The organism is Mesoplasma lactucae ATCC 49193, assembly GCF_002441935.1.
GTDB classification, from domain to species: domain Bacteria; phylum Bacillota_I; class Bacilli_A; order Mycoplasmatales; family Mycoplasmataceae; genus Edwardiiplasma; species Edwardiiplasma lactucae.
Map to the genome: position 1 here is coordinate 381,234 of NZ_CP023668.1, position 26,152 is coordinate 407,385.

Genomic DNA, 26,152 nt, shown 5'->3' on the forward strand with positions numbered 1-26,152 from the left:
TTATCTCGCATTGATAATGGTATCCATACCATCTAATTCAATTCTTATAAATAAACCATCAGTTCAACTTTTAGCTTTAACAAAAAGATCGTCTGCTACTCAAGATATTTTAACAAGAGAGTTGTCTTTTGATCATTGAGTTTCAACGTGGTCACTGAATCGTGCTCATTTTGAATCTCAATTTTTGTTAAACCCATTACGGTAGTAATTATTTCCTTCATTTAAAATATCAAACATAGAGTATTGCATACTTTCAGGTCCTCACCCACTTGTTTGATGATGAGCAGGTTGACCAGCTTGAGTAGTAATTTTTAGACTCATATCTTTAAAATCATTTAAATAATAATTCTTTTTAGCAGATTCATAATTACTTCCTAATCTAGAAAAATCAATAGTGAAAGACGCAGATACTTTACTTTGTTGTGTTCACGAACTTTTCTTAACTGTTTTACCAAAAGTATGAACGTAATTGGAATCTTGTGATGAAAGTGATCAAGATGGTGCATTTTCATCATTTGTATTTTGTCAGTCACCATTAATAGAGAATTGTTTTTGAGTAATTTCACTAACTGGAATATTTTTAAAAGCACTTTGTTGTGTTGGGGCCATAGCCATTGTAGAACTAGCTCCAGTAGCGACTAAGCTGAATGAAGCTAAAATTCCTAACATTTTTTTCATTTTATTTCACCTTCTTTCTATATATAGATAAAGGTGTCTTGTTAATTACTTTTATTATACTTCTCAAAAAAATAAATAAAACGGAGTAACACTCATTTAGTACAAAAAAACTAACTATTAATAGTTAGTTTTCAATATTGTTTTTTAAGCTTCACTATCAGCTTGTAATAGATAATTTTGTTTTTGTCCAATTAAGGTTGCTCCAGTTGAAATAATATATCCAACAATAAAACATGAAAACATTCCAATCATGTAGCTATAGTTTAAAGAACCAGTTTTTATTTTGAATCCTTTGTTAATGTTTTTATTATCATCATAATCTCAGTATGGGTAATCATCTAAACCAGAATGTGGATAGTCATTTCCATTTCCATTTTCTCAATAACTAAAAGTATCGTTAAAACGAACAATTGCTTCGGCTGCACTTGCAATCATTAATGCCATTGCAATAAATGTAATTACAATCACAATAATTGTTACTGTTCAGAATCGGTTACTTTTATCTAAGAATAAACCAAATAATGGGATTAAAAGTGAAATTCAAACCACAATTAAACTTGGCGCTCCTAATCAGTAAACAGTTTTTGCATCAACATAATCAATCATTGATAATTGACTTAATTTTACTTTAAAAGAACCAACTAGAATTTGGGTTGTATCGTTTTTTGAACCTTGACCCAAATCATAAATAACTCCTCTAAATCCAATTACTTCAAAAGCAATTGTTGCAAGAATTGCAAAAATTAAAATTCCACCAAATGATCATAAATATTTTAAATTAACTTTTTGACGTATTTTATTCATTAATATCTCCTTTACTCAACTTTATTATTATGAAGTAATTAGAGTTTAATTTGTTTAAATAAAAGAAAAAACGAGATTAAATCTCGTTTAATTATTCTTCAAATTGTTTTAATTCATCTTGTGAATAAATCGCATTATATCTTTTTTCGATTTTATCTTGAGTAATATCAAGTTCTTTAATTGATTTTGTCATTTTATCGTTTGATGATTTAACATTTTCTCAACGAGTTGAGAAACGATCAAATTCTGTTTTTAAACTTAGAATTTGTTCTTTAATAGTTTGTAAGTTTTCTGTTAATTTCTTATCTGCGTTTTGTTTATCTAATAAGAATAAGAAAGCAGATAGAGTTGTTGGTGATGTAATTCAAACATGTTTTCTAATTGCATAATCAATCACACTAGTTTGGAAATTTGCATAAATAAAACTAAAGATTTCTTCTGAAGGAATAAACATTATCGCATTAGAAATTCCGTTGGTTTTATTAATGTATTTAGCAACTTCATCAACCTTTTGTCTAACATCTTTTTCAAAATCTTTTTTATAACGGTCTTGTGAACCCTTGTCATCAGTATCAAGATAATTGTTATAGTTTGTTAATGGGAACTTAGCATCAACTAAAATATCTTCTTTATCTTTTCCAGTTTTAACAATTGCATCAATTATGTTTCCATCTGGCATTTTGTATTGCTTTTCTCATAAGTCATCAGAGAAACCATAAACATCACTAAGAATTTTATCTAAAACATATTCTCCAATAGTTCCTCTTGTTTTATTGTTATTGGTAAAAATATTATTAATATTGTTAACCTTTAAACCAATTTCATTAACTTTTTCATCTGAAGTTTGTACATTTTTTAAAAGTAAATTCATTCCGTTAATAACATCATTAAATCTATTGGTTAATTTTTCATTTTGTTTAATTAGACCATCTTCAGCTTTTTCTTCATAAGTTTTTAAGATATTTAAGTTTTCTTTTAATGAAGTTAAAGTTTTTGCAGTTTCAATGTCATTTGTATTAGTTGAATCCTTAAATTTTTCTAACTTAGTATCAACCATTTTGATAGCTTCATCAATGTTGTCGTGTTCTCTTTTGCTTAATTCTGATGCATGTTCGAAATCATTTTTATTAACTAGATTATTATTTGTGTTGTCTTTTCTACTTTTAATAAAGTAAATTAATACTCCAATTAAAACTAATAAAACAACTAAAATAATTCCTAATAGAATGTATAATCCTGTATTCATTTCATTTCCCCTTTTTTAAAGTCTTCTTTAATTATAGTCATAACTCTCAATATTTTTTGAAAATAAAAAACCAAGAAAGTTTTTCTTGGTTTAAAAATTATTATAAAGTTTCAGTTTCCACTAAAGTGATACGATGATTTTCATATTGATTAAATTCTTTGATTAAATCAATTTCTGCTTGCGCCAATGTTTGATATCCACAAATTGATTGACCTTGAGCATTGTATAATGCTTTGTCTGAGATTTCTCATTTGTAAGTAGTTTTTGTTCTGTCTAACATTAAGTCAATTGGTGGTGAGACATAAACATATTTCAACCCAGCAACTGTTGGTAAGTATTCTAAAACTAATTTAGCTCCAAAAACAGCTGGTTTTAACATTTTATACATTGGTGAATCTCAAACAACGTTTGGATCAGTTGCTAATGTTTTACCTTGATTATCAATTAAGGTTCCAGAACCTCCGCTTCAAATTAATGGAATGTTGTGTTCTTTTGCAACGCTTGCAATGTTTTTAGCCATTTTTAATAAAGTTTCTGGATCTTTTGCTCCAAGTGCTGAAATAATCATATCAACACCATTAACTGCTTTCTTTAATTCGTCAATCTTTTCTGGTGCTCCAACAATGTTTTCTACTGTAGCATCTTCAAAAGGTTGTCTTGTCATGGTAGCAACACTATAGCCTGCACTAATAGCGTCATTAACTAGCATTCTTCCAAGTTTTCCGTCTGCGCCTAAAATTAAAATTTTCATTATTTAATTCCTTCTTTCGATACCTATATTTTACTCTTTATAATGGCTAAAAAAGCAGAACTTCAAACTAGTTCTGCTTTTAAAATTATTTAATTTCTTTAATGTAATCTTCTTTGGTTTTACGTACTTTTTCAGCATAATGACAAGGTCTATGATGACCACAATCAGCTTTTCCTAAAGCTAATCCAATAGCCATTGTTTCTTTAGTAGAAATATAATTATGATTAACTAAATATTCATCGACTTTATCACGATTAAACCCTTCATGAGGACAAGTATCAATTTCAACTTGTTCTGCTTGAATCATAGCAGCGCTCATAGAAATATAAGCTTGCATAATTGATCAATCAGTAGAATTTGATAAAGTTTTAGCATTGAATTTGTCATCTCATCAGCCATTCATATTAGCAATATCAATTTTAAGCTTTGAAAATGAATCTTCTACATGCATGTAATTTTCTGCTTTATAAACAGTTTCACTTAAAATATATTCACCTTTATCAACAATAAACATTAAATAAACTGATGATTTTAAAAAGGCATCTTGATAAAAGAATAATGGCAACATTTCTTGTTTAATTTCTTTATTAGATAGAACTAAAATTCTTTGATTTAAAACGCCATAACTTGTTGGTGAATATCTTGCAGCTTCTAAAATTAAGTCTAATTTTTCAGGTTCGATTTTAAAATCAGGGTTAAATTTACGAACACTTCTTCTGTCTTTTAGTAAGGTTGCAACAAAACGATTATCTGTATTTTTCATTTTTATCAACCTTTCTAAAAGTCGAAACTAATTTGTTCATCATTTGATAATGAGTCAACAATATTTAAATCTTCAAAGATTTTCATTTGCGTATTTGTTACTTGAGTTCTTGCTTTTAAATCATTTACAGAAGTAAAATTCTTTTTATCTCTTGCAACAATAATTGATTTTGCAGCAGCTTCTCCTAATGAATCAATGATATTAAATGGAGGTACAATGTATTTTTCTCCAGTTTGTGGATCAACTTCAACCCCGAATCTCATCGCTTTTGAAGTATTAAAATCAATATTCTTGATTTTAATACCACGTGCAAACATTTCTAATTCAACTTCATAAACAGTTTTTAAATCTAATTCTTTTTTAGTGACATCAATATTGTGATTTTGTTTATAAATAATTTCTCTTAAAGCTTGTAAAACAGCATCATAACCGCCAAGAGTAGTTTTTAAATCAAAAGCATCAGCTCTTGTTGAGAAGTAAGTTGCATAATATTCTTCTGGATAATAAATCTTGTATCAAGCAACACGATAAGCCATTAAAACATAAGCTGTAGCGTGTGCTTTTGGGAACATATATTTGATTTTTAAACATGAATCAACATATCATTGAGGAACATTATGTTCACTCATTAATTGAATTCATTCAGGTTTTAACCCTTTTCCCTTACGAACAGATTCCATGATTGTAAAGGCTTCATGAGGAGGTAATCCTTTATTTAATAAATAAACCATAATGTCATCACGACAACCAATAACAGTTGAAATGTTGGCTTGACCTTCTTTAATTAAATCTCTAGCATTTCCTAATCAAACATCAGTTCCATGTGAAAGTCCAGAAATTTGGACTAAGTCTGCAAAAGAATGTGGTTTAGTTTCACGTAACATCCCGCGCACAAATTCAGTCCCAAATTCAGGAATTCCAATTGCTCCAGTAGTTTCACCATTAATTTGTTCTGCTGTAATATTTAAAGCATCTAATCCATAAAATAATGAATAAACTTTTGGATCGCTTGTTGAAATACTAATTGGATCAATTCCAGTTAAATCTCTTAACATTTTTAAAGCAGTTGGATCAACATGTCCTAAAATATCCATTTTTAATAAGTTATCGTGAATTGAGTGGAAATCGAAGTGAGTTGTTAATCAAGCAGCACTTTGATCATCTGCTGGATAGTTAACTGGTGTGAAATCTTCAATTTCATATTCTTCTGGAAGAATGATAATTCCTCCAGGGTGTTGTCCTGTTGTTCTTTTAACACCTTCAGCTAAAGCTGCTAAGCGTTCTTTTTCAACTTTTCTTGGTTGATGATATTCATCTCTTGTTTTTTCAAAGTAACCAGCAACATAACCAAACGCTGTTTTTTCAGCAACTGTTGAAATTGTTCCAGCTCTAAAAACGTTATGTTCTCCAAACATTTCTTTTGTAAAGTTATGTGCGTTTGGTTGATATTCTCCAGAGAAATTTAAGTCAATATCAGGAACTTTATCTCCATCAAATCCTAAGAAAGTTTCAAACGGAATATCGTGCCCATCTCCAATTAAAGGTGTTCCACATTTTGGACAATCTTTTTTTGGTAAGTCATATCCACAACCAATTTCTGATGGTGTATCAAAATCTGAATATTTACAATTTGGACATCTATAGTGAGCTTTTAAAGGATTAACTTCAGTAATATTTGAAGTTGTAGCAACAAATGATGAACCAACAGAACCACGAGAACCAACTAAATATCCATCTCTATGGCTTCGTTGAACTAATTTATGTGAGATTCAATAAATAACCGCAAATCCATGTTTAGTAATTGAACCAAGTTCTCTTTCTAAACGTTTTTCAACGATTTCTGGAAGAACTTCTCCATACATTTCATGAGCATTTTTATAACATTCCGCTCTTAACATTTCATCAGCATTATCAATGTTTGGTGGATATGAACCATCTTTAACAGGTTCAATTCCTAAATCAATCATGTCAGCAATTTTATTTGAGTTTTCAACAACAATTTCGTTAACTAAATCAGGATTATCTAATCATCTAAATTCTTCAATCATTTCATCAGTTGTTCTCATGTATTGATCTGGATAATCTTTAACTTTACCTTTGTAATCAAATAATGGGTGGTTTTTTCCACCTAATCCTTTGGCATTAATATAAACTTCACGAATGATTTTTAATTCAGGATCAACATAGTGAGCATCACTAGTGGCTACGACCATTTTTCCTTCTTCTTTAGCAACTTTTAAGATTAAAAGAATAACATCTTTTAATTCTTGCTCTGTTAAAGAATCATTTTGTAATAAGTGCTTATAAACAGCAAGCGGTTGAATTTCTATGTAGTCATAAAAACGAATATGTTCTCTTAATTTTTCAACAGTATCAGTTCTTGCAGATTCAAAAACTTCTCCGTTAACACAACCAGAACCTAATAAAATATCATGATTTTTATCTCTCATTTCCGCTAAAGTAGATTTTAAGATTCTTGGTGAACCATAAAATTCTTCAGTATGAGATTTAGAAATTAATTTATAAAGTTCTTTTAATCCAGCTTGATTTTTAGCAAGAACTGAAACATGAGCCCCACGAGTTCTTACAAAGTTAGCATCATCTTTGTGGTCTTTTGGACGAATTAAGTTTCAATCACTATCTTTAATAACTGGATATTCTTTTTTAATATCAGTTCACATACGTTCAAAAATATCTGTTAAAACATCAGCATCATAATCTCCACGGTGAGCTACTTTATCGTCATATAAAATCCCAAGTTTTTTAGCAACAGTTCCTAAACGGTGGTTTTTTAAACTAGGTCAATAAGCTCTGGCAATTGATAAAGTATCAATTACAGTATTTTCTAGTGGTGGATATCCCAATTTTTTGGCATAACTTTGTAAAAAGTCGAAGTCGAAGTTGGCGTTGTGGGCTACTAAAATAGCTCCATCAATAATTTCATAAATTTGTTTAAAAGCTTCTTTAATAGTTGGTTTATCAGCCAACATATCATCAGTAATATGAGTCAATTCTTTTGTAAATTGTTTTAAAGGGTGTTCTGGTTTAATCAGAATATCGATTTTTTCACGATGTCCAGATTGATAATCATAAGTCACCGCTCCAAATTCAATAATTTCATCAAATTCTGGAGATAAACCAGTTGTTTCTAAGTCGAAAACAACTCATTTTGCTTTGTTCATATCAATCCCTTTTGGATTTCAAACATATCAAATATCTTCATCAATTAAGTTAAGTTCTGAACCATAAATTAATTTAAATTGGTTATCTTGGTCACGTTTTTTATTGATTTGACGTAATGTTCCATAGACTTCTGGGAAGTCTTGAACATTCAAGTGATCAGTAATTGCTAAAGCATTTCAACCTCAGTTGACTGCAGTTTTTAAATAATCAGATCCTGTTGAAACTCCATCCATAACAGACATTTTAGTGTGGGTATGTAATTCAACACGTTTCTTTTCAGCATGATCTTTACGTTTGAATTCTTCTTTTTCAATCTTTTTAAAACTATCAGCTACAAAGATTTGTTCACGATCATAGTTTGAATAGTTTGTACGACCTTTAAAAGCAACTCAATCACCAATGTTTGCTTTTTCTTTTTTTAAAGCTTCTGCAGCTTCATGGTCTTTTAATTCATCATCAGTTAAATCATCAAAAATAGTAGTAGCATCACCTTTTGCAAAGTGAGTTACTTTAATTGAATCTGTTCCATCAGTAACTTTTAAAGAATAAATCTTACGACCTGATTTTGAAATACGAGATTCTTTATCTAAAATTCTGGCATGAATAACGATGTTTTGTGCGTCGTCATCAACATCTTTTAACTTGTCATAAGTTGGAGTATCTAAAGAAACATTCCCATATCCTCCGCGATATCCTCCAACAAATTTTGGTTTTGCTTGAACTGTATTACGGTTGAATTCATCATTTTCTTTTGCTTTTGAAGCGATTTCAGCATATTTAGATTTAGTTTCTTCTAAAACACTTGAAGGATCATAATTTTCATCTTTAACTAAATCAAAGTTAAGGTTTTCTAAACCGTATTGTTCAAATTTAGATTCATAATAGGGTAAATCTTCTTTAACAGAGTTTTTAAATGCTTCAGTATCATATTCAATTTCAACTTTACGAGCATCTTTGTCAAAATTAATTTTGTCATTTTCTAATAACTTAATTGGAGATAAATTTAGTTGAGATTTATGTTCTTTAATATAACCAAAGATTTCATTAAAGTATTTAGAATCAATATCTAAATCTTTTGGTGTATCGATGATCAATTTCATTTTCATCACACCATTGTTTTTGAAAGCAACATCAATTTTTTTAATTAAAGAAATTGGTCATAATGCTGCAGACTTAAAATGAACTTTAGCTTTATTTTTACGACGATCAATATCAACGTTAGCAAGTTCACAGTCTTCTAATAATTCGATTTCTTCAGGAGTTAAATTAACGTCAACTCCGTTTAAAATCTTTTCAATTTTTTTATTTCTCATTTATACTCCCCCATTTTTATAACTTGTTTAACCGACAACTAAATCTTTGATTGTAATCACAATGAATAGAGCAGCAAAGGCTAATCCTCCAATTGTGTACATTCAAATTTTTGCTTTTTGTGGGATTTCTTTTTTAATACATGCTTCAACGGCATTTTCAAAGAATTTATATCCATCTAAAGGTGGTATTGGAATTAAGTTTAAAACGAATAAGTTCGCACTTAAACCAGCCACATATAAGAAGAACGTTGGTGCAGAAGTTAACATTTGTGCTGTTTGATTTGCAACCCCAACAGGTCCTGCTAATTGTGTAATATGTCCAGTAAATAACAATCCAAACGCTTTTAAAATAGCGATAGATTGATTCCCAAATTCTTTTCAAGAATATCCATAAGCAACGGTTGTATTTTTAAAATATCTGGTTGGTGCTTTAACTCCAACAGATGAATGTTTCCCATTTAAAACAAAGTTTTCTGTTTTTTTAATATTGTTTGAATCAACATACGGTGTAGAGAATTGTGTATGAAGATTATTACTATCATTTTCAGTGATAAATTTTCCATCATAAAGACCGTTATTTAACATTCCATAACTAAAACGAATTGCAGAATAATAATCTTCTCCGACAATTTCTTTGTCGGCTTCGGTAATTTTTAGTTTATCACTTTTAAAGTTATCAATGAAATTATAAACCAACTTTGTATAATCAACTGCGACTTCTGGGTTTTCATTTTGATAAATAAATGAATTATTATTTGAAAGTTCTTTAACTAAACCATTTTCATCTTTACCAAAGATTCTTTTAAGCTCTGGTAAATTAGAGAACTTGACTATATAACCATTGTCTTTAGCATTTGTATAAAACTCGGGGGTTACATGATTATAGTCAGGGAGGAACTTGGTCATATCAACATCTTTTTTAGCTAAGACGACTTCTCAACCGGTAATAGTTGCGTGTTGGTCATTCTGTTCAAAGCTTTCTTTATTTTTACCTTTGATATCATCTTTAATTAAGTTATAGGCAATTTGACCTTGATCATAACGATTTCCATAGAAGGACATATCATCAGTTTTTTGTAATGTAGCCATAAAAATAATTGAAATCATGACTATAGCTATAACCATGTTCATAACTGGCCCAGCTAGAATAAATAAAGCTTTTTTTCATCTTGCAATGTAGTCCATCTTACGAGAATCTGGAACTTTTTCAGCATCATCTTCTCTACCTTTTGGTGGATCAGAACGGTCTGAAGCAATTGAAACATAACCACCAAGTGGAAAGGCTCTTAAAACAATTCAAGTTTCTTCACCTTTTCAAGTTTTTAAAGCAGGTCCAAAACCAATTGAAAACTCATAGACATAAGCGCCACAAAGTTTGGCTACGATAAAGTGGCCAAACTCGTGGAGGGTTATTAAAAGAAGGATTGCAATAATACCTACAAAGAAAGCTAAAACGATCATTCCTGCGCTCATATATTATTTTCAACCCCTTGTTTTGTTTTTTATTATAAAGTAGATAAAGCGATAAAGTAGAAGATGAAGAAGACAAATAAGAACGAATCTAATCTATCTAAAATTCCTCCATGTCCTGGAATTAATTTTGAGAAATCTTTTACGTTAAAGGCTCTCTTGTATCATGAGAAGAATAAATCTCCAACTTGTCCAGCAAGCGAAATCAATAAAGTTAATAATGCTAATACAACTCCCGGAATTGCGTGTCCACGTGCCATTACATCTCTCATTGGTTTAACGAATGGTGAATAATCTGGTAATAAATATGCAAATAATACTGAATAAATAACTCCAACAGCGATGGCAACCCCACTTCCAATTGCACTACCTTCAACAGTTTTTTTAGGACTAATTGATGGAGCTAATGGAGTTTTACCAACTTTTCTTCCACCTAAATAAGCAAAAGTGTCAGTTAAAATAATTGTTCCTCAAATTCAAATAATTGAGTTAAATCCGAATCATGGAGAAACAGTTGGATCTCCAACTCTAAATAGAGTTAATGAAATCATGTTGAATCCTTTAAATCCAATAATCATTACAAACATGTAAACAATTAACATTAAACTTTGCTTTCATGAATCTTTAAATGATTTTTTATTTAAATAAGGAATCCCTCAAAAAATTACAATACCAAGTAAAACTACTAAGAAAACGATATATCAACGATATCAATCTAATAAGTTAATATCATTTGTAAATGCTCAAGTGTTTTGTTTTTCAAATGGTAGGATAAATAGCACCATAGCCATAATTATTCCTACAACAAAGTATTCTCACTGATTTTTTTGAAATCCTTGGGCTTTAATTAATTCATAGGCACAAGCACCTACTAAGATAATAGTTATTGCAAAGTTGAAATAACCAGCAATGGCCGCATGTTTAATTTTTGGTTCGTAATCAGTTGCTCTACTTCCTTCAGTATAAACAATTGATAAACCAACATAAATCCCTAAAAAGATTAAAAGAAAAACAGAAGAAACGATTCTTTTAACAAGATCACTAGATTCATATTTCTGTTTGAAAGAAACATGTTCTTGGGTTTGTTTTTTCATTCGTTATCTCCTTTTGATTTTTATATTCTAATCTTAACATTTTTCACTATGAAAAATAAAAACCCATTGATAAATCTCAACGGGTTTTTGAATTATTTTAAGCTTTTGTTCTCATTAATTCTCTTGGTGAACTTGTTAAACGTTCACTTCCAGTTTTTGTAATTACAAAATCATCTTCAATTCGAACTCCACCAACACTAGGAATATAAATTCCAGGTTCAACCGTAATGGTCATTCCTTCTTTTAAAAGCTCACGACAACTTGGATTTTCATAAGGTTCTTCATGAATTTCAATTCCTAATCCATGACCTAAACCATGGTTAAAATATCCTTCATAACCAGCATCAGCTATGAATTTGGCAACAGTGTTATGAATATCTGAACATATTGCTCCTGGCTTTAATAAACTGATTCCCAAAGATTGTGCTTGATAAACAGTGTCATAGATTTTTTGCATTTCTTCAGTTCCTTTTTCACCAACTAAAAAGGTTCTTGTTTGATCTGAAGCATAACCTTTGTAATAACATCCCATATCTAAGGTCACAAAGTCACCTTTTTTAATAACACGATTAGTTGGAACTGCATGTGGTTTTGATCCATTTTCACCACTAGCAACAATTGTATCAAAACTTAATTTATCAGCCCCATGTTTTAAAAATGAGTCACTGACAAAAATGCTAATTTCTTGTTCGGTCATTTTTGGTTGTACAAATCTTAAAACATCCATAAAAACTTCATTTGTGATATCACAAGCTTTTTTAATATAACTAATTTCTCTTTCATCTTTAATCATACGAATTTTATCAGTGTTAACTGGTAGTCATTCAAAGTCTTTTAAAGCTTGTTTATAGCCTTGATAATCACGATATAAAACTCAATCAGATTCAAACCCAATCTTTTTAACTTCATCTTGTTTTAAGATATCAGTTATTAATTTATTTAAATCGCCTTTAAATCAAATGATTTCATCAATGTTTTCTAATTCTTTAGATTCTCTAGCAGCTGTAATATATCTTCCATCTAATAATAAATAACTTTTATTTTTAGTAATAAAAATATAACCCAAAGAAGAATGAAACTGTGAATATCAATAACGATTTTGTTCTGAATAAAGCATCATTGCATCAAGGTTATTTTCTTTTAATAAATTATTAATTATTTCTTTTTTATTCATAAAAACTCATCCTTTATCTTTTTTATATATAACAATTATTGTTTTTGATTATAAAGCAAATAAAAAAGAAAAGAACCTGATAATCGCCTGATTGGTCCTTTTCTTTAATTGTTTAGTTAATTTAAATTTATTAATTACTATTTTTTTTGTTTGTGTAGTTCGTGTTTGTTACAATTTGAACAGTATTTTTTAACTTCTACTTTAGGAGATTTTTTATCGTTCTTCCCAATGTAGTTTTCGTTTTTACATTCACTACAACGTAAAATGATTTTTTCACGCATTTTAAGTCACCTCATTTGTCATATAAATTTAGCTAAAATTACATGATTAACATGCTTATTTATAATAGCAATTTTCTTTAAGAGTTTCAAGATAAACTCTGTGTAATAAACTAAGAGATAAGTTATAATTAGAAGTACATAGTCTTATATAGATTTTATATAGATAAATATTTTACTTATGATTTTAAGGGAGAAAGAGAAATTATGAAAAAATTACTTAGCATTTTAGCTGCAATTGGAATTACAGCAACAGCTTCAACAAGCGTTGTTGCTTGTTCTAAAAAAGATGGACAAGATGCTTCAGCAACTTTTAAAGATTATCAAGGATGAAAAGAAGAAGCCAAGAATAATCGTGATATTAGCGTTATTTTTGTTGGTGGAAGACAAAACTCTGATAGCTTAAGTTTCTTAGCGGCCCTAGAAACATGAACCGGGAATGGTAGTTTAACTCCAACTGACGTTCTTAAAAAAGATAATTATGAAGCAGCTACAAAAGCTATTTCGAACGTTACCTCAAGTTCTGGAGATAAAGTTTATGAAACTGAAGTTAAAAAAATAATTCAAGGTTCTTCATGATGGCCTCCACTAAGCGATCATGTAGAGAATACAAAAAAATGATTTGATATGGAAGATTCCAACACTACCACAAAAGGATTGTCAGTTAATGCAATTCTTGTAAATGATATTACTAAATTTTGAAGTAGTAGTTTAGGTTCTGATATTAAAAGTGATATCTATAAAGACATTAACGATTTCGCAGATATGCTTATAAAAGATGAACCGACAGCTAATGAAGGTAGTGCAGACGAAGCCACAAATAAAAATGCTAAATCTCAAAGAGAAAGCAATTTAGATACTCAATTCAACAATGCTAAAGGGCCTTTCTTTATTATTATGAGAAATGGTAAAATATGTGGTTTATCTTCTGGATATGTAAATTATGACGAGTTTTCTCCTACCCCATTAAGTAATGATTCAGGAAATCATACTGTTGCTCAAAACGCTCCTCAAGATATGAAGAATTTATTCACTTATTTATCTACAAATATGGCCACAAGTAATGCTTATACTTGAATATCTTCTAATAGTAATAAAGAAACTAATAAATCAGGTTTATTCAAAAATAATTTAGATTCTGTTCCATGAGGTTCAAAACAAACTGGTGGTTCAGGTGAAAATAACATTCCTGATTTAGATGCTCTTGGAAAAAAAGGAGAAGAAAATAAAGAAGATTCTAAAAAAGATAAAGATGACAAGTCTAAAGAAGAACCTAAAAAACAAGCCAATATTAAATTTAACATTGATGAAAACAAATATCTTTAATAATAATTAAAGCAAGGAAATTGATCCTTGCTTTTCTTTTGCCCTATTTAAATTTTAAGCATAAAAAAAATCACCCGAAGGTGATGTAATTTTCAAATGGTCCCCGAGGCCGGACTTGAACCGGCACGGGCGATTAAGCCCGCTGGATTTTAAGTCCAGTGCGTCTACCAATTCCGCCACTCGGGGATAAAAATCCAAAATATAAAAATAAATAATGGTGACTCGCCGGGGATTCGAACCCCGGACCCACTGGTTAAAAGCCAGTTGCTCTACCTGCTGAGCTAGCGAGTCATTGATGGCTGGGCCAGCTGGATTCGAACCAGCGCGTGAAGGAGTCAAAGTCCTTTGCCTTACCGCTTGGCTATGGCCCAATATGGTGGAAGGGGAGGGATTCGAACCCCCGAACCGAAAGGAAGTGGGTTACAGCCACCCGCGTTTGGCCTCTTCGCTACCCTTCCATATTAATAACAATGGTGCTGTCTAAAGGAATCGAACCTTCGACCTATTGATTACTAGTCAATTGCTCTACCGACTGAGCTAAGACAGCGATTTGGGCTTTTGCTAACAACTTTTAAATTATAACTTTTTGAATTATTAAAAGTCAATAATAATTAATCTTTTTTTCAAATGTCTTTTTATTAAACTTGTTAAGCTCTTAAGCACTTAGTTATTATCTACAATAATCCTTTAAAAATCAAGAAAAAAAAGGATTTTTTCCTAAGATTTATGGAAAAGTTTTTGATTAATCAATTACTTTAAATAAATCTTTAAATCCTTTTGATTTCTTATTAGTTTTTTTAGCTTGTTTTTTCTCAAATTTAGCTTTTTGTTTTGGAGTCATTCTTAACTCTTTCAAAGGAGTTAATTCTTTATCCATATATTCATCACGATTTTTTTCAATTTCTTTTTGAACTAAATTAGCAAGATCAGTTGTTGATGAAGCTAAAAGTTTATTTCCTTGAATCGGTTTTCCAAAAATAACTTTAACAGTTACTCTTCCATGTTTACGATTTGGAGCAAATACTTTATATGAGTCAATAAAGGTTACTGGGATAATTGGTGCATTAGCCATTTTTGCTAGTTTCATTGAAGCTGGCTGAATTTCACCAATTTCGTTTGAATATGAACGAGTTCCGGTCGGGAATAAAACCATACTACGTTTGAAATCTACAATTAAATCTTTACTTTCTTTAAAAGCTTGTAAAGCACTTCTTGGTGAATTTCTATCAAGTGGAACAGAATCAATTAAGTTTAAGAAGCGTGAGGCTTTCTTATCATTTCATAGTTCTTTTTTAGCAATGAAAGCAAGCGGTTGTTGACGTTGAAAATCATTAATTGCTAATAAAGCAATTACATCAAAGTTAGATTCATGGTTTGGCATTAAAACAACCCCTTTATCTAATCAGTTTTCAATTCCTTGAACTTGAATATCGACATCAAATAAAGGCATAGCTTTTTGGACTCTTTTGCTTAATCAGTCATAGCGGTATTGTTCACTATAAGCCAAAGGATCTTTTTTGTTCTTTTTGTTAATCTTTTTAGCTTTTTTATAGGTATGTAAAGCACTAGGTCAGTCATAAACCATTTTTCCCTTATCGACAAAAAACTTTTCTTTTGGTTGTTCTTTTTGTTTTTTACTCATTTTAAAATCTCCTTAAATAATAATATTATTTTATCATTCTTATTTTATTTATCTTGTATTTGGTTAATAGCAATTGCTGTAGCATATTTTTTTTCATGAGAAATTGATACTAAGATGTTTTCAAATCCTTTTGAAGTTATGATTGGTGCACCATTTTTGTTATAGCCAATATTTATTTTGTTCATAATAACTCTTTTATCTGTAGCTTTAATAATTGCTTCTTTACAAGCTCATCTACCAGCTACAAATTCTCTTTTTCTTTTCTTATCACTCATATTATTAAAACGTTTTAATTCTTCTGTTGATAGGACTTTAGTTAAAAACTTATCATTTAGTTTAATACGCTTAATTTCCACAATATCAGTTCCAATTTGTTCAATCATAACTTATTTCTCCTTCTATAAAAAAATAGGCTTTATATAGCCTATTTTATCTTATTTATTAAAGTGGTGATACAACACTAATTGAACCATCAGCATATTTAGTAATATCAATGTCGGTTCAACCAATTTTATGAAGAATACTTGATGCATGTTCTGGTGTCATAAAGTTTCTATCAACATAACACATTAATGTATAAATTACGTTTCCATCTTTTCCAGGTACGTATTGTGGAATTGACATAAAGATAATCGGCATTAAAAGCACAATTAATAAAACGATGATTGGTAAAATTAATTTTCAGTTTGCGTTCTTATAGTCATAAGTAAACATAAAACTTACAGCTCCACCAGTAGCAATTCCAACTAAAATTGGTAAATATTCAGTTCCAGAAATAAACATTGGTAGGATGATTAAAAATAGGATTGGTGTAACTAATCTAGTTTTAGTAAATTTTGCTCAAACATTTTTATCACCAGCTACAGTTAAAGCTAATGTACCAAGAGTTATTCCATAGATTGGTAAAACTCCTCCAGTTACATAATTTGGTGTCATTACAGAGCTAAAAAATCCAACCAAGATATAACTAATTAAGAATGATAATAGGAATTTTCAACTACTAATTGAAAACTCAGTCATTTTAAAGAGCTTGTAAATGTTAAATCCAACCAGAATTGTAATTGCAACTCCCACAAATCAATTTGCAGAAATAGCACTAAATCCATAAGTTAAGATTCTTCAACCTTCTCCGCCTAAAATTGTTAAATGATAAGTAGTTCCTCCAGAAAATAGTCTAGCAACTCCATTATTCGGAGTATAACCTCAAACTGAAGTTATGATTTGTGCAATGATTGGTAAAATTACAAACAACATTAATAGTAATGAAGAACCTCAATAAGTTGTTTTATTCATTCGACTATTAAAGCTTTTTAAAACTTGTTGTAGCTGTTGTTCATTTGTAATTTGTGAAACATCAATGTTATTTAAATCATCAATTGCTTCTTTATTTTGCTGTGATTCAGGTTTTAACTCTTCAACAGTTTCATTAACACTAAAATCGATATCATTTGCTGTTGCAAAGAAACGGTCTAGTTGCATTTTTAAGAATTTTTCATTAGTTGAAACAATGATTGTAGTATTATTGATTTTTTCAGTCACACTATCTTTTGTTTCATCTAAATAAATTTCAATAATTTGTAAATCTTGTTTATTAACTTGTTTTGTTTTTGCTAATTTAGTTACAAAAGAATCAAGCTCAACATCTTTTTTCTTAGAATCATATTTCTTAGCAATTTTAATTAAAGAAACATCGAACTTAGTTGAATAAAGATAGCAAGTATCACGATTTAATTTTGACGGTAAAACTTTGTAATTGAACTGTTTATCAAAGAAAAAGACTATAGCATTTTTATATTGATTGTAGTCAAAACTCATTCGTTATTCCCCTTTTCTTAATTCTTCAATCTTGGTTTTAAATTCTTGTGGTAATTCTGATGTGAATTCCATTTTTTCACCAGTCACAGGATGGTTAAAAGTTAGTTTATGAGCATGTAGATATTGTCCATAATCTGTTGCTTTTTCACGCATTCTTCCATATTGTGGGTCATTTAAAACTGGATGGTTAATGTATTTAAAGTGTACCCTAATTTGGTGGGTTCTTCCAGTATCAATTTTAACTGAAACTTCTGTTGCGTTATTGAATCTTTCCATAACTTTAAATCTTGTTACAGCTGGTTTTGAATTCTTACCTGTAACCATCATTTTTTTACGGTCAGTTTCACTTCTTCCGATTGGTGCATCAATAATAGCTTCATCTGGATCAATTTCTCCAGCTACAAGCGCAATATATTCTTTTTCAATTTCATTATTCTTTAGCATTTCTGTTAATTTTTTATGAGCACGATCAGTTTTAGCAACGATTAATAAACCAGTTGTTTGTTTATCAATTCGATGAACAATTCCAGGACGTTCAACCCCACCAATTCCAGATAAATCTTTAACATGGTGCATTAAAGCGTTTACCATTGTTCCAGAATAGTTTCCTGGAGCTGGGTGAACAACCATATCATTTGGTTTATCAACAACTAAAATGTCATCATCTTCATAAACAATATTTAAAGGAATATCTTCAGCAACAATTTCAGAAGAAGCTATTTCAGGAATAGTAATTGTAATTTCATCATCGTTTTTTACTTTGAAGTTCGGGTTAGCTGTTTCACCGTTAACCATAACGTTCCCATTATCAATCATTTTTTTAACATAAGAACGTGAAAAGTCGAATTCAGTTTTTAAATTATCAACTAAAAACTTATCAATTCTCTCTTCTTTATTTAGCCCTTCGACTTTAATTACTTTTTCCATTTTGTTTCTCCCTAACTTTTTCTAGTTTTTGTTTTGCTTTTAATTCTCTAGCGCTTAATTGTTGTGATGGTTCAACAATTACTTCATCAGTTTTAACAACCGTTTTTCCTTTTTTGTGTTCAACATCAATTTTTGTCATAACATGATTTAAATTATTTTCAGGTTCTCTCAAACTATCATGATGTTTGCTTTTTATAGCTCCATCAATTGACATTACAATCTCAATAATTAAATCAATAACTAAAATGATTACTCCAATATTTACTAAAACATCAGCAATGTTGAAAATATAATTTGCAGAACCTAAGACTTCAAATCCTCAAACAAGAAAGTCGATAACCCCACCTTTTTGTCCGGCATTTTCATATCCAGGTGCTACTGCTGGAGCTCAAGCTCTAGCAATTAGGTTGGCAAATGAACCCCCAAGAATAAAGACGATTGCAATCAACCATTTTTTATCATTTAAAAAGATAAAAATCACAAAAGCAATGATCGTTACAATTGATGCTAAAGCAATCGCTAATCCAGCATCTCCAGCATTAGCACCATAAGCACTACCTGGATTAATAATAAATTTTAAATGTAAAAAGTGAGGAATAAAGTCTGCTTCTTGACCTTGAGTCATAGTAAATTGCACAGCTATTTTTGTAGCTCAATCTACTAAAACAAGAACAACAAATAATGGTAAGCAAACTGTTAATTTGAATTTTCATTCATAATTATGGTTTTTTAATCATAACTTTAAATTATCAGTTCAAGTCATTTATTCTTTTCCTCACTTTTATTAATATTTTTAGTTGTTTACAACTTCATAACAACGAGCACATAATTCATCATGTAAGTTATCAAAGATACCTCAACAACGTTCACATTTTTCCCCTTGTTTTGGTCTTACATTAATTTTAGCGGTTTTTCCTTCAAAAGTAACATTACTTAAGGTTTCTACGAATTTAATTTCTCCAAGAATAAAGATTGTTGCTAAATTAGGAATTTTTTCTAAATCTTCATATTGAGATTTAGCTTCAACTTCAACACTTGCTTCAAATCCTTTATTAATTACTTTGTTTTCTCTAGCAATTTCTAAGGCTTTATTAATATCATTTCTCAATTCCATGACATTAGTTCAGATTTCTAAATCTTCTGCTGATAAATCGAAGTTTTGTTCTCTAACATCAAGAAGATGAACTGATTTAGCTTTAGTTTCTTCAGTATTTAAATAAGTGTAAACTTCTTCAATAGTATGTGGAAGAATTGGTCTTAAAGCATCAATTAAAGCTCATAAGATTTCATATAACACAGTTTGAACTTGTCTTCTTCTTAATGAGTTTTTAGCATCAACATAAATAATGTCTTTAATAAAATCTAAGTAGAATGAAGATAAATCAATAGTTACATAGTTAACAACTGCTTGATAAACTTCATTAAATTTATAAGTTTCATAACCTTTAATAACTTTATCTTTAAATTGTGAAAGTTGGAATAAAGCAAATTTATCAACTCCAGTTAAAGTATTTTGATAGTTTTCATTTACTTTAAAGTCATCTAAGTTTCCTAAGATAAAACGAATAGTGTTTCTAATCTTTCTATAAGTTTCTGAAATTTGTTTAACAATGTTTGGTCCAAATTTTTGATCATCAGTATAATCAGTTGAACTAGCTCATAAGCGGAAAACATCAGAACCATTAGTGTTCGCAAATTGAATTGGATCAACTCCATTTCCTAATGATTTAGACATTTTATGACCTTTTTCATCCAAAGTCATTCCGTGTGAAATTAAAGTTTTGTATGGTGATTTATTATCATAAACAACTGAGTTAATCATTGATGAGTTAAATCATCCACGATATTGGTCATTTCCTTCAAGATAAATATCAAATGGTCTTTTTAGGTTTGCAAATCTTTCTTCTAAAGCAATTGCACTAGAACCAGAATCAAATCAAACATCTAAAATGTCTTTTTCTTTAGCTAAACCTTTGTTTTTATAATTATCTGGTAAGAAAGTATCAGCAGGTTCACTAAATCAAGCATTAGTTCCTAATTCATCAATTTTATCAATTGCGTATTTTAAGATTTCTGAGTTTAAAACTAAGTTTTTATCTTTGTCATAGAATCCAACAATTGGTACTCCTCATAATCTTTGACGAGAAATTAATCAATCAGTTCTATCTTCTAAAACATCATATAAACGTTGTTTTGCTCATTTTGGATTAGTTGAAATTTCATCAACGTGATCTAAAATATCTTTTTTAACTGGTCTTAAGTTAATAAATCACTGTAAAGTCGCACGATAAATAACTGGTTTTTTAGTTCTTCAATCGTGTGGATATGAGTGAGTTAAGAATTTTAGTTTTAATAAGTGTTTGTTATCTTCTAAACGTTTTGTCACAACTTTATTTGCATCATCATAGAACATTCCAACTAACTGTGGGTCTAAATCCTTCATTTCAGTTGTGAATTTTCCTTGATCATCTAATGGAGCAAAAACAGGTAACCCTACTTTTTTAATTAAGTTGTAGTCATCTTCTCCAAATCCTGATGCAGTATGAACTAAACCAGTTCCAGCTTCATCAGTTACGTGATCTCCACAATAAATTTGTGAGATTTTATCTTTATATAATGGGTGTTGGTATTTAATTCCTTCTAAATCAGAACCTTTAACAACTTTAACTGGTTTTACTTCTTTTCATTCTAGTTCTTGTGCTAATTTATCAACTAAGTTAGTAGCAACTAAGTATTGGTGTTTTTCATCATTTTTATCAAGTACATCAATAACTGAATATTCCATTCTTGGACCAACGGCAATTGCTTGGTTAGCTGGTAGGGTTCATGGTGTTGTTGTTCAAATAATTGCTTGAGTATCTTTTGGTAAAACATCATTATCAACTAAATTACAAGCAACATAAATAGTTGGTGATTTAACATCTTGATATTCAATTTCTGATTCAGCTAATGCTGATTCACTTGAAGGTGATCAATAAATTGGTTTTAAATCTTTATAAATTAAGCCTTTATTAAACATACTTTCAAAACTACGTAGTTCTGACATTTCATATTCTTTTTGTAATGTTAAATAAACAACAGAATAATCTGTAAAAATTCCAAAACGTCTGAATTGTTCTGATTGATTTGCAACCTGTTTTAAAGCATATTCTTTACATAAATCTCTAAATTCAACAGGATCCATTCCTTTACGATTAACACCAGATTTAGTCACAGCATTTTCAATTGGTAATCCGTGAGTATCTCATCCCATAATATATGGTGATTGATAGCCATAAGAATTTTTTCATCTTACAATAAAGTCTTTTAATGATTTATTAAAAGCATGTCCAATATGTAAGTTTCCGTTTGCATATGGTGGTCCATCATGTAAAACAAATAATGGTTTTCCTTCATTTAATTTTAGTTTTTCTTCATAAATATGATTCTTAGCTCAATCTGCTTCAATTTCTGGTTCTTTAGTTCCTAAACCAGCTCTCATACTAAAGTCAGTTTGACCAATTAATAATGTATCTTTATATTTATTTGCCATTGTGATAATTTCTCCTTTAAAAAAATAAAAAACTTCGTCCTTAATTAAAAGGAGCGAAGTTTTCCGCGGTACCATCCTTGATTGATAAACTTATTTTAGTTTATCCACTTGATTAAATAGTGCATCGGCACCAGCGTAGAATTCTAATCTCATTAATAAAATAATGATTTCTTTTCTAAAATACCAAAAGGTGATATTAAAGAAGGTTTCTATGTTAACTCACACCAACCGTTAACTCTCTGTTGTAGAAATTGACTTCTTCTTTTTGTCCTTTTTACCTAAAATATTTAATTTCAAATAAATTTTTATAGGTTAATTATATCGTAAATAGGTTTTAATTTCATTTTGAAATTTCAAACATTTTATTCCTTTTGATTTTGTTTTTGCTGTTCTTCTTGTTTTTTGAATCAACGTTCTGTTCTTGATTCACGTTCCACCTGTTCAACAATCGTTTTCATCTCATCAGAAGATGAAGCTAAGTTAATCATACGTTCTCGATGTAAGGTTTTTACTTCATCAATTGATTTTGCCGACTTAACTTGGTGAATATATCTAGATGATGATTCATCAACAATAAATTCTCCATATTTGTTTCTTTTGTGGAATGAATATAGATATAGATATCTTGCTTGGAAAGCAACTGCATAAATCAAGATCATTGCTAAAGCTAAGATGTAAGGCAATCAAGCCAAACCATTATATCCGAAGTCAATATCATAAGAAGCAATATCTCCCATAGCAGGTTTTGTATAAATAAAGTCTGTTGCGTTAACAAACCCACATTGTACAATGTTAATTACATATCTAAATGGGTGAAGATATAATAAATAGTTTAATCATTTAACATTTAAGATAACTTCAAACGGGAATCCTAAACCTAAAAAGTACATGGTTGTGAAATAAACCATCAATCCAGTCATTTGTGAGATTTTTTCATTTTTAATATAAATATAAATCACTGAAGCTACAACATATGAAGTAATTCAGCAAAGTACTAATCCACTTCAAACCATTCCTTGATTAGCATTTGGTAATAAGGCTCTTTGGTCTTGAAAGAAAATCATTGCAACTGCAAACATAATTGTACAAATTAAAGCAGTTGAGAAAATGTTGAAAACTAAACTAGTTAAAGTTTGAATTCATTGGGGAGCTGGTGAAAGCGTTAGTCTTTCAGTAAACCCTTCTTCTCTAAAGTTAGAAAAAGTTTTAACTTGAATATGACAGGCGTTACGAACTAATCCAACACAAACTCCAGACATCATTAGAAATGGATCACTTGATTTAAAAGCTAATCAACAAACCATTGTATATAAAGAAACTCCTAAACCTAAAAATAGGTTCATAACGTTTTGACTTCAAAAGGCGAATTGTAATTTAAATAAACCACAAAAGATATTTCAGTCGTTCTTTCATCCTTTATCAAACATTACTTATCGCCTCCTTTCGGAAGCTTTTTATTTTCTTTTTTTAATAATCTAGCTTTGTTCTCAGCCTGCATAATTTCTTCAATATCATAATTACTATTTGAGTTAATGTAATTAATAATTGCTTGAAGTTCTTCTGGTGTTTTTGCTTTTTTAATATTATTGATGTAGCGTAAGTGCATTTGCACTCCGTTATAGTTTTTATATTTTCTTAATCCATAGTTATAACGGTGGTTAATAACTAATAAAGTTAAGATTCCAAATAATAAACATCAACCTAAAGTAATTACAGTTGGTAATCATCAACCATTACCACCATATCCAAAACCATGCATTCCTAATCAAGAATCAGGTTTAACTCCACCACCAGCAGCAACAACATCCATCCCAATTGTCGGAAAGGCCATAGTATTTGCAGTTCCAACTCAAGCAGCTTGCATAATTGCTAAAGGATAACGGTGAGGTGCTATGTATAAGAAGATATTTAATCCTTTATAGTTCCCAACAACGTTTCAAGGAATTCCTAATCCTAATAAATACATCGGTCCAAAGTATGAAAATAATGAAATTACTAAAACTCAGTCTTTCTTCTTAATGAATGTTGATAAGAATAACGCCATCACATTTGATAAGAAAACATTTAAAACAAATCCAACAAAGAAAGGTCCTCATTGAACATAAGTTAAGATTTGACGTTGAGATTTAAAAATCATAGCAAAACCAAACAAGATTAAAGCTACTAAAATATTAATAAATCAGTTAAAAGTTAAAATTGAAACAATCACTAACGTTTTAGAAACTGGTGTATCTGCTAGCCTATTAAAGAATTTCTTTTGTTTTCAATCACCAATGGTTAAGTTTAAGTTATATTGAGAGTTACGAATAATACTAATCCCAATTGCTGAAGCTAAGATGAAGGGGTCGGTTGCAAACCCACCCTTTGCAGGTTTAAAAGCAATTCAACAAATCATAGTAATAGTTGTTAAAATAAATCCTAAAACTAAGTTAACTGGATCTGTAAAGTAGTTAATTGATTGAATCTTTCAAAGCTTAGCTAAGATTGTATAGCGACGCTTTACCTTATTCATTATTTTGACTCCTTCATTGATTTAGTAGTCATTGTATCTTCTAAAACAGTTTCTGGAGTTGCTTTACTAGTTCAACCAAAGTTAGTAGAGATTTTCTTGTTAAATAACGGAAAATCACTTTCTTTAACTGAGTTTTTATCTTTTAAAACAAGGTTATTATTTTTTTGTAAAACAGCAATTAAGTTTTTAGAATTGTTGGCATCTTCAATTTGAGCTCCAACGTTTTTTTTCAATTCTGCTCGTTCTTTTGGAGAAAGATTTCTCATTAAACGATTTGTAGCCAAACTGAAACTTCATTTGTTATTTGCTTCAGCCTTACGTTTTTCAAGACGAATAATTTTTAATTCTTCTTTAATATAACGTTCTTTTAATTCTTCTAAACGTTTCTTTTCTGCTTTTGGTAATTCGATTTCAACTTCATTACCATTAATGATAATTTTGTTGTTTTTTAAGCTATCTTTTAACTTAGTTGTTAAGAAGTTTAAAATACGTTCAAAAGCTACTTGAAGTTGTTCAAGGTGTTTAATTGGTGGAACAACTTTCTTTTCTTTTTTAATTAATTTAATGATTCTTTTGATTTCTTTAACAACTTTGTTGATAGCTTCTTTCATTGCATCAATCGCTTTTTTAGAAATATCAGAAGAAGCTAATTCATTAAATTGAGTTCCTAATTCATTTACATAGAAGATTCCGTTTTTAACATTTAAATCAAATTCAGCATCAATTTCACTTAAATTATTTGCAAAATATGAATCATAGACATTTTGTAAATCGTCTAATAATGATTTGTATCGGCGTAATAAAGGTCGAAAGAATGGATCAGTTTTCTTACGTTTTTCTTTATTAATTTCTTCATTTGATGCCATTTTATTAAATTCAAAAATTGAACCATATTCTTTTTTGATTTGTTTAACAGTTAAATCATCAGTAATGGTTCCTTTATGAAGATAAATAACTCTTGAAGCAATAACACTCATGATATATTCATCAGGATAAATTAAAACAATAGTATTATCATCTTTTAAATATTCTTTTAGTAAATCAATAATTTTTGATTTACGTTCATAATCTAATGCTGATGATAAATCATCAATGACTAATAATTCTGGTTTATGAATCATTGCTAAGAAAATAGCAAACAATTGTAAGTTAACAATTGAAAGTTTTGATAACGCTTTATTTCAAATATCATCAATACCAAAAACGTTGCGCAAACGAGCAACTCATTCTTGATCTTGAACATTATAAATATTGATTCATAGACTTGTAACATCACTGACTTTGAATCCGTTTGGTCAAGCTTGTTCTCTTGCTTGATATCCAATCGCATTAAAAATATTTTCTTCTTTGAAATAATAATCAATAATTCCAGAAGTTTGTTTAATAACGTTGGCAATTAGTCTCCCTAAAGTTGATTTACCAGAACCATTGGCTCCAAGTAAGGCGATACATTCACCTTTTCTGATTTGTAAATCAACTTTTCTAACTGCTCATGTTTGACGATTGAAGGTTTTAGAAACGTTGTCTAATTCAACAATAATATTAGGGTCTAGCTTATGAATTTTTTGTTCGACTTCTTGGTTTTCTTCGTCGATCATTGCTTCGATTTGATCCATTTTTTTCTCCTTAGTTTCCAACTATAAA

20 protein-coding genes and 5 tRNA genes are annotated in these 26,152 nt (G+C 29.7%); 1 reads left to right on the forward strand and 24 read right to left on the reverse strand.

Annotated elements, in window-relative coordinates; translation table 4 throughout:
• The 10 genes from CP520_RS01670 to rpmG all read right to left on the reverse strand — a co-directional run bounded on the left by CP520_RS01670 (position 1) and on the right by rpmG (position 12,757).
• Positions 1 to 678 (reverse strand): hypothetical protein, encoded by a 678-nt coding sequence (locus tag CP520_RS01670; protein WP_096862751.1) that lies wholly within the window; start codon positions 676 to 678, stop codon positions 1 to 3.
• Between the two features lie 144 nt (positions 679 to 822).
• A complete protein-coding gene (locus CP520_RS01675; protein ID WP_096862752.1) occupies positions 823 to 1,482 on the reverse strand; it encodes a hypothetical protein in 660 nt (219 codons plus the stop codon).
• A 91-nt stretch (positions 1,483 to 1,573) separates the two neighbouring features.
• Entirely contained in the window at positions 1,574 to 2,728 is a 1,155-nt protein-coding gene (gene rmuC, locus CP520_RS01680) for a DNA recombination protein RmuC (protein ID WP_096862753.1), read from the reverse strand.
• A 100-nt stretch (positions 2,729 to 2,828) separates the two neighbouring features.
• A complete protein-coding gene (locus CP520_RS01685; protein WP_096862754.1) occupies positions 2,829 to 3,479 on the reverse strand; it encodes an NAD(P)-dependent oxidoreductase in 651 nt (216 codons plus the stop codon).
• Between the two features lie 85 nt (positions 3,480 to 3,564).
• Positions 3,565 to 4,242, reverse strand: a complete 678-nt coding sequence (locus tag CP520_RS01690; protein WP_096862755.1) for a nitroreductase family protein — start codon at positions 4,240 to 4,242, stop codon at positions 3,565 to 3,567.
• Between the two features lie 14 nt (positions 4,243 to 4,256).
• Positions 4,257 to 8,738 carry a PolC-type DNA polymerase III gene (locus CP520_RS01695; RefSeq protein ID WP_096862756.1) on the reverse strand — a complete coding sequence of 1,494 codons (4,482 nt, stop codon included), beginning with the start codon at positions 8,736 to 8,738 and terminating at the stop codon, positions 4,257 to 4,259.
• Positions 8,739 to 8,765: 27 nt separating this feature from the next.
• The gene (locus CP520_RS01700) at positions 8,766 to 10,211 is read right to left on the reverse strand and encodes a site-2 protease family protein (protein ID WP_096862757.1); all 1,446 of its coding nucleotides are present in this window, start codon (positions 10,209 to 10,211) and stop codon (positions 8,766 to 8,768) included.
• A 32-nt stretch (positions 10,212 to 10,243) separates the two neighbouring features.
• On the reverse strand, positions 10,244 to 11,302 hold the full coding sequence (locus CP520_RS01705; protein ID WP_096862758.1) for a phosphatidate cytidylyltransferase: 1,059 nt from the start codon (positions 11,300 to 11,302) through the stop codon (positions 10,244 to 10,246).
• A 97-nt stretch (positions 11,303 to 11,399) separates the two neighbouring features.
• A complete protein-coding gene (locus tag CP520_RS01710; protein ID WP_096862759.1) occupies positions 11,400 to 12,476 on the reverse strand; it encodes a M24 family metallopeptidase in 1,077 nt (358 codons plus the stop codon).
• Positions 12,477 to 12,613: 137 nt separating this feature from the next.
• Entirely contained in the window at positions 12,614 to 12,757 is a 144-nt protein-coding gene (rpmG, locus tag CP520_RS01715) for a 50S ribosomal protein L33 (RefSeq protein ID WP_096862760.1), read from the reverse strand.
• Between the two features lie 204 nt (positions 12,758 to 12,961).
• Between rpmG and CP520_RS01720 the strand changes: the two genes are divergently transcribed.
• Positions 12,962 to 14,080, forward strand: coding sequence for a lipoprotein (locus CP520_RS01720; protein ID WP_096862761.1), 1,119 nt, complete (start codon positions 12,962 to 12,964; stop codon positions 14,078 to 14,080).
• Between the two features lie 97 nt (positions 14,081 to 14,177).
• On the opposite strand, the gene CP520_RS01725 is transcribed toward CP520_RS01720, so the two are convergent.
• The 14 genes from CP520_RS01725 to CP520_RS01790 all read right to left on the reverse strand — a co-directional run bounded on the left by CP520_RS01725 (position 14,178) and on the right by CP520_RS01790 (position 26,124).
• Positions 14,178 to 14,266, reverse strand: a tRNA-Leu gene (locus CP520_RS01725).
• A 29-nt stretch (positions 14,267 to 14,295) separates the two neighbouring features.
• A tRNA-Lys gene (locus CP520_RS01730) sits at positions 14,296 to 14,371 on the reverse strand.
• 5 nt (positions 14,372 to 14,376) lie between these two features.
• Positions 14,377 to 14,451: transfer RNA gene (locus tag CP520_RS01735), tRNA-Gln, on the reverse strand.
• A 3-nt stretch (positions 14,452 to 14,454) separates the two neighbouring features.
• Positions 14,455 to 14,538: transfer RNA gene (locus CP520_RS01740), tRNA-Tyr, on the reverse strand.
• A gap of 13 nt (positions 14,539 to 14,551) precedes the next feature.
• Positions 14,552 to 14,627 (reverse strand) — tRNA-Thr (locus tag CP520_RS01745).
• 195 nt (positions 14,628 to 14,822) lie between these two features.
• Positions 14,823 to 15,722, reverse strand: coding sequence for a lysophospholipid acyltransferase family protein (locus CP520_RS01750; RefSeq protein ID WP_096862762.1), 900 nt, complete (start codon positions 15,720 to 15,722; stop codon positions 14,823 to 14,825).
• 44 nt (positions 15,723 to 15,766) lie between these two features.
• Positions 15,767 to 16,105, reverse strand: coding sequence for a holo-ACP synthase (gene acpS / locus CP520_RS01755; RefSeq protein WP_096862763.1), 339 nt, complete (start codon positions 16,103 to 16,105; stop codon positions 15,767 to 15,769).
• Between the two features lie 58 nt (positions 16,106 to 16,163).
• Positions 16,164 to 17,537, reverse strand: a complete 1,374-nt coding sequence (locus CP520_RS01760; RefSeq protein WP_096862764.1) for a rhomboid family protein — start codon at positions 17,535 to 17,537, stop codon at positions 16,164 to 16,166.
• A gap of 3 nt (positions 17,538 to 17,540) precedes the next feature.
• On the reverse strand, positions 17,541 to 18,464 hold the full coding sequence (locus CP520_RS01765; RefSeq protein ID WP_096862765.1) for an RluA family pseudouridine synthase: 924 nt from the start codon (positions 18,462 to 18,464) through the stop codon (positions 17,541 to 17,543).
• A complete protein-coding gene (locus tag CP520_RS01770; protein ID WP_096862766.1) occupies positions 18,448 to 19,227 on the reverse strand; it encodes a signal peptidase II in 780 nt (259 codons plus the stop codon). Before CP520_RS01770 ends, CP520_RS01765 begins: the two co-directional genes overlap by 17 nt.
• Before the next feature lie 30 nt (positions 19,228 to 19,257).
• Positions 19,258 to 21,996, reverse strand: coding sequence for an isoleucine--tRNA ligase (ileS, locus tag CP520_RS01775; protein WP_096862767.1), 2,739 nt, complete (start codon positions 21,994 to 21,996; stop codon positions 19,258 to 19,260).
• Between the two features lie 362 nt (positions 21,997 to 22,358).
• Positions 22,359 to 23,423, reverse strand: coding sequence for an ABC-2 transporter permease (locus CP520_RS01780; RefSeq protein ID WP_096862768.1), 1,065 nt, complete (start codon positions 23,421 to 23,423; stop codon positions 22,359 to 22,361).
• A complete protein-coding gene (locus CP520_RS01785; protein WP_096862769.1) occupies positions 23,423 to 24,508 on the reverse strand; it encodes a hypothetical protein in 1,086 nt (361 codons plus the stop codon). Before CP520_RS01785 ends, CP520_RS01780 begins: the two co-directional genes overlap by 1 nt.
• On the reverse strand, positions 24,508 to 26,124 hold the full coding sequence (locus CP520_RS01790) for an ATP-binding cassette domain-containing protein (protein WP_096862770.1): 1,617 nt from the start codon (positions 26,122 to 26,124) through the stop codon (positions 24,508 to 24,510). The genes CP520_RS01785 and CP520_RS01790 overlap by 1 nt, the downstream gene beginning before the upstream one ends.
• Positions 26,125 to 26,152 lie beyond the last annotated feature (28 nt).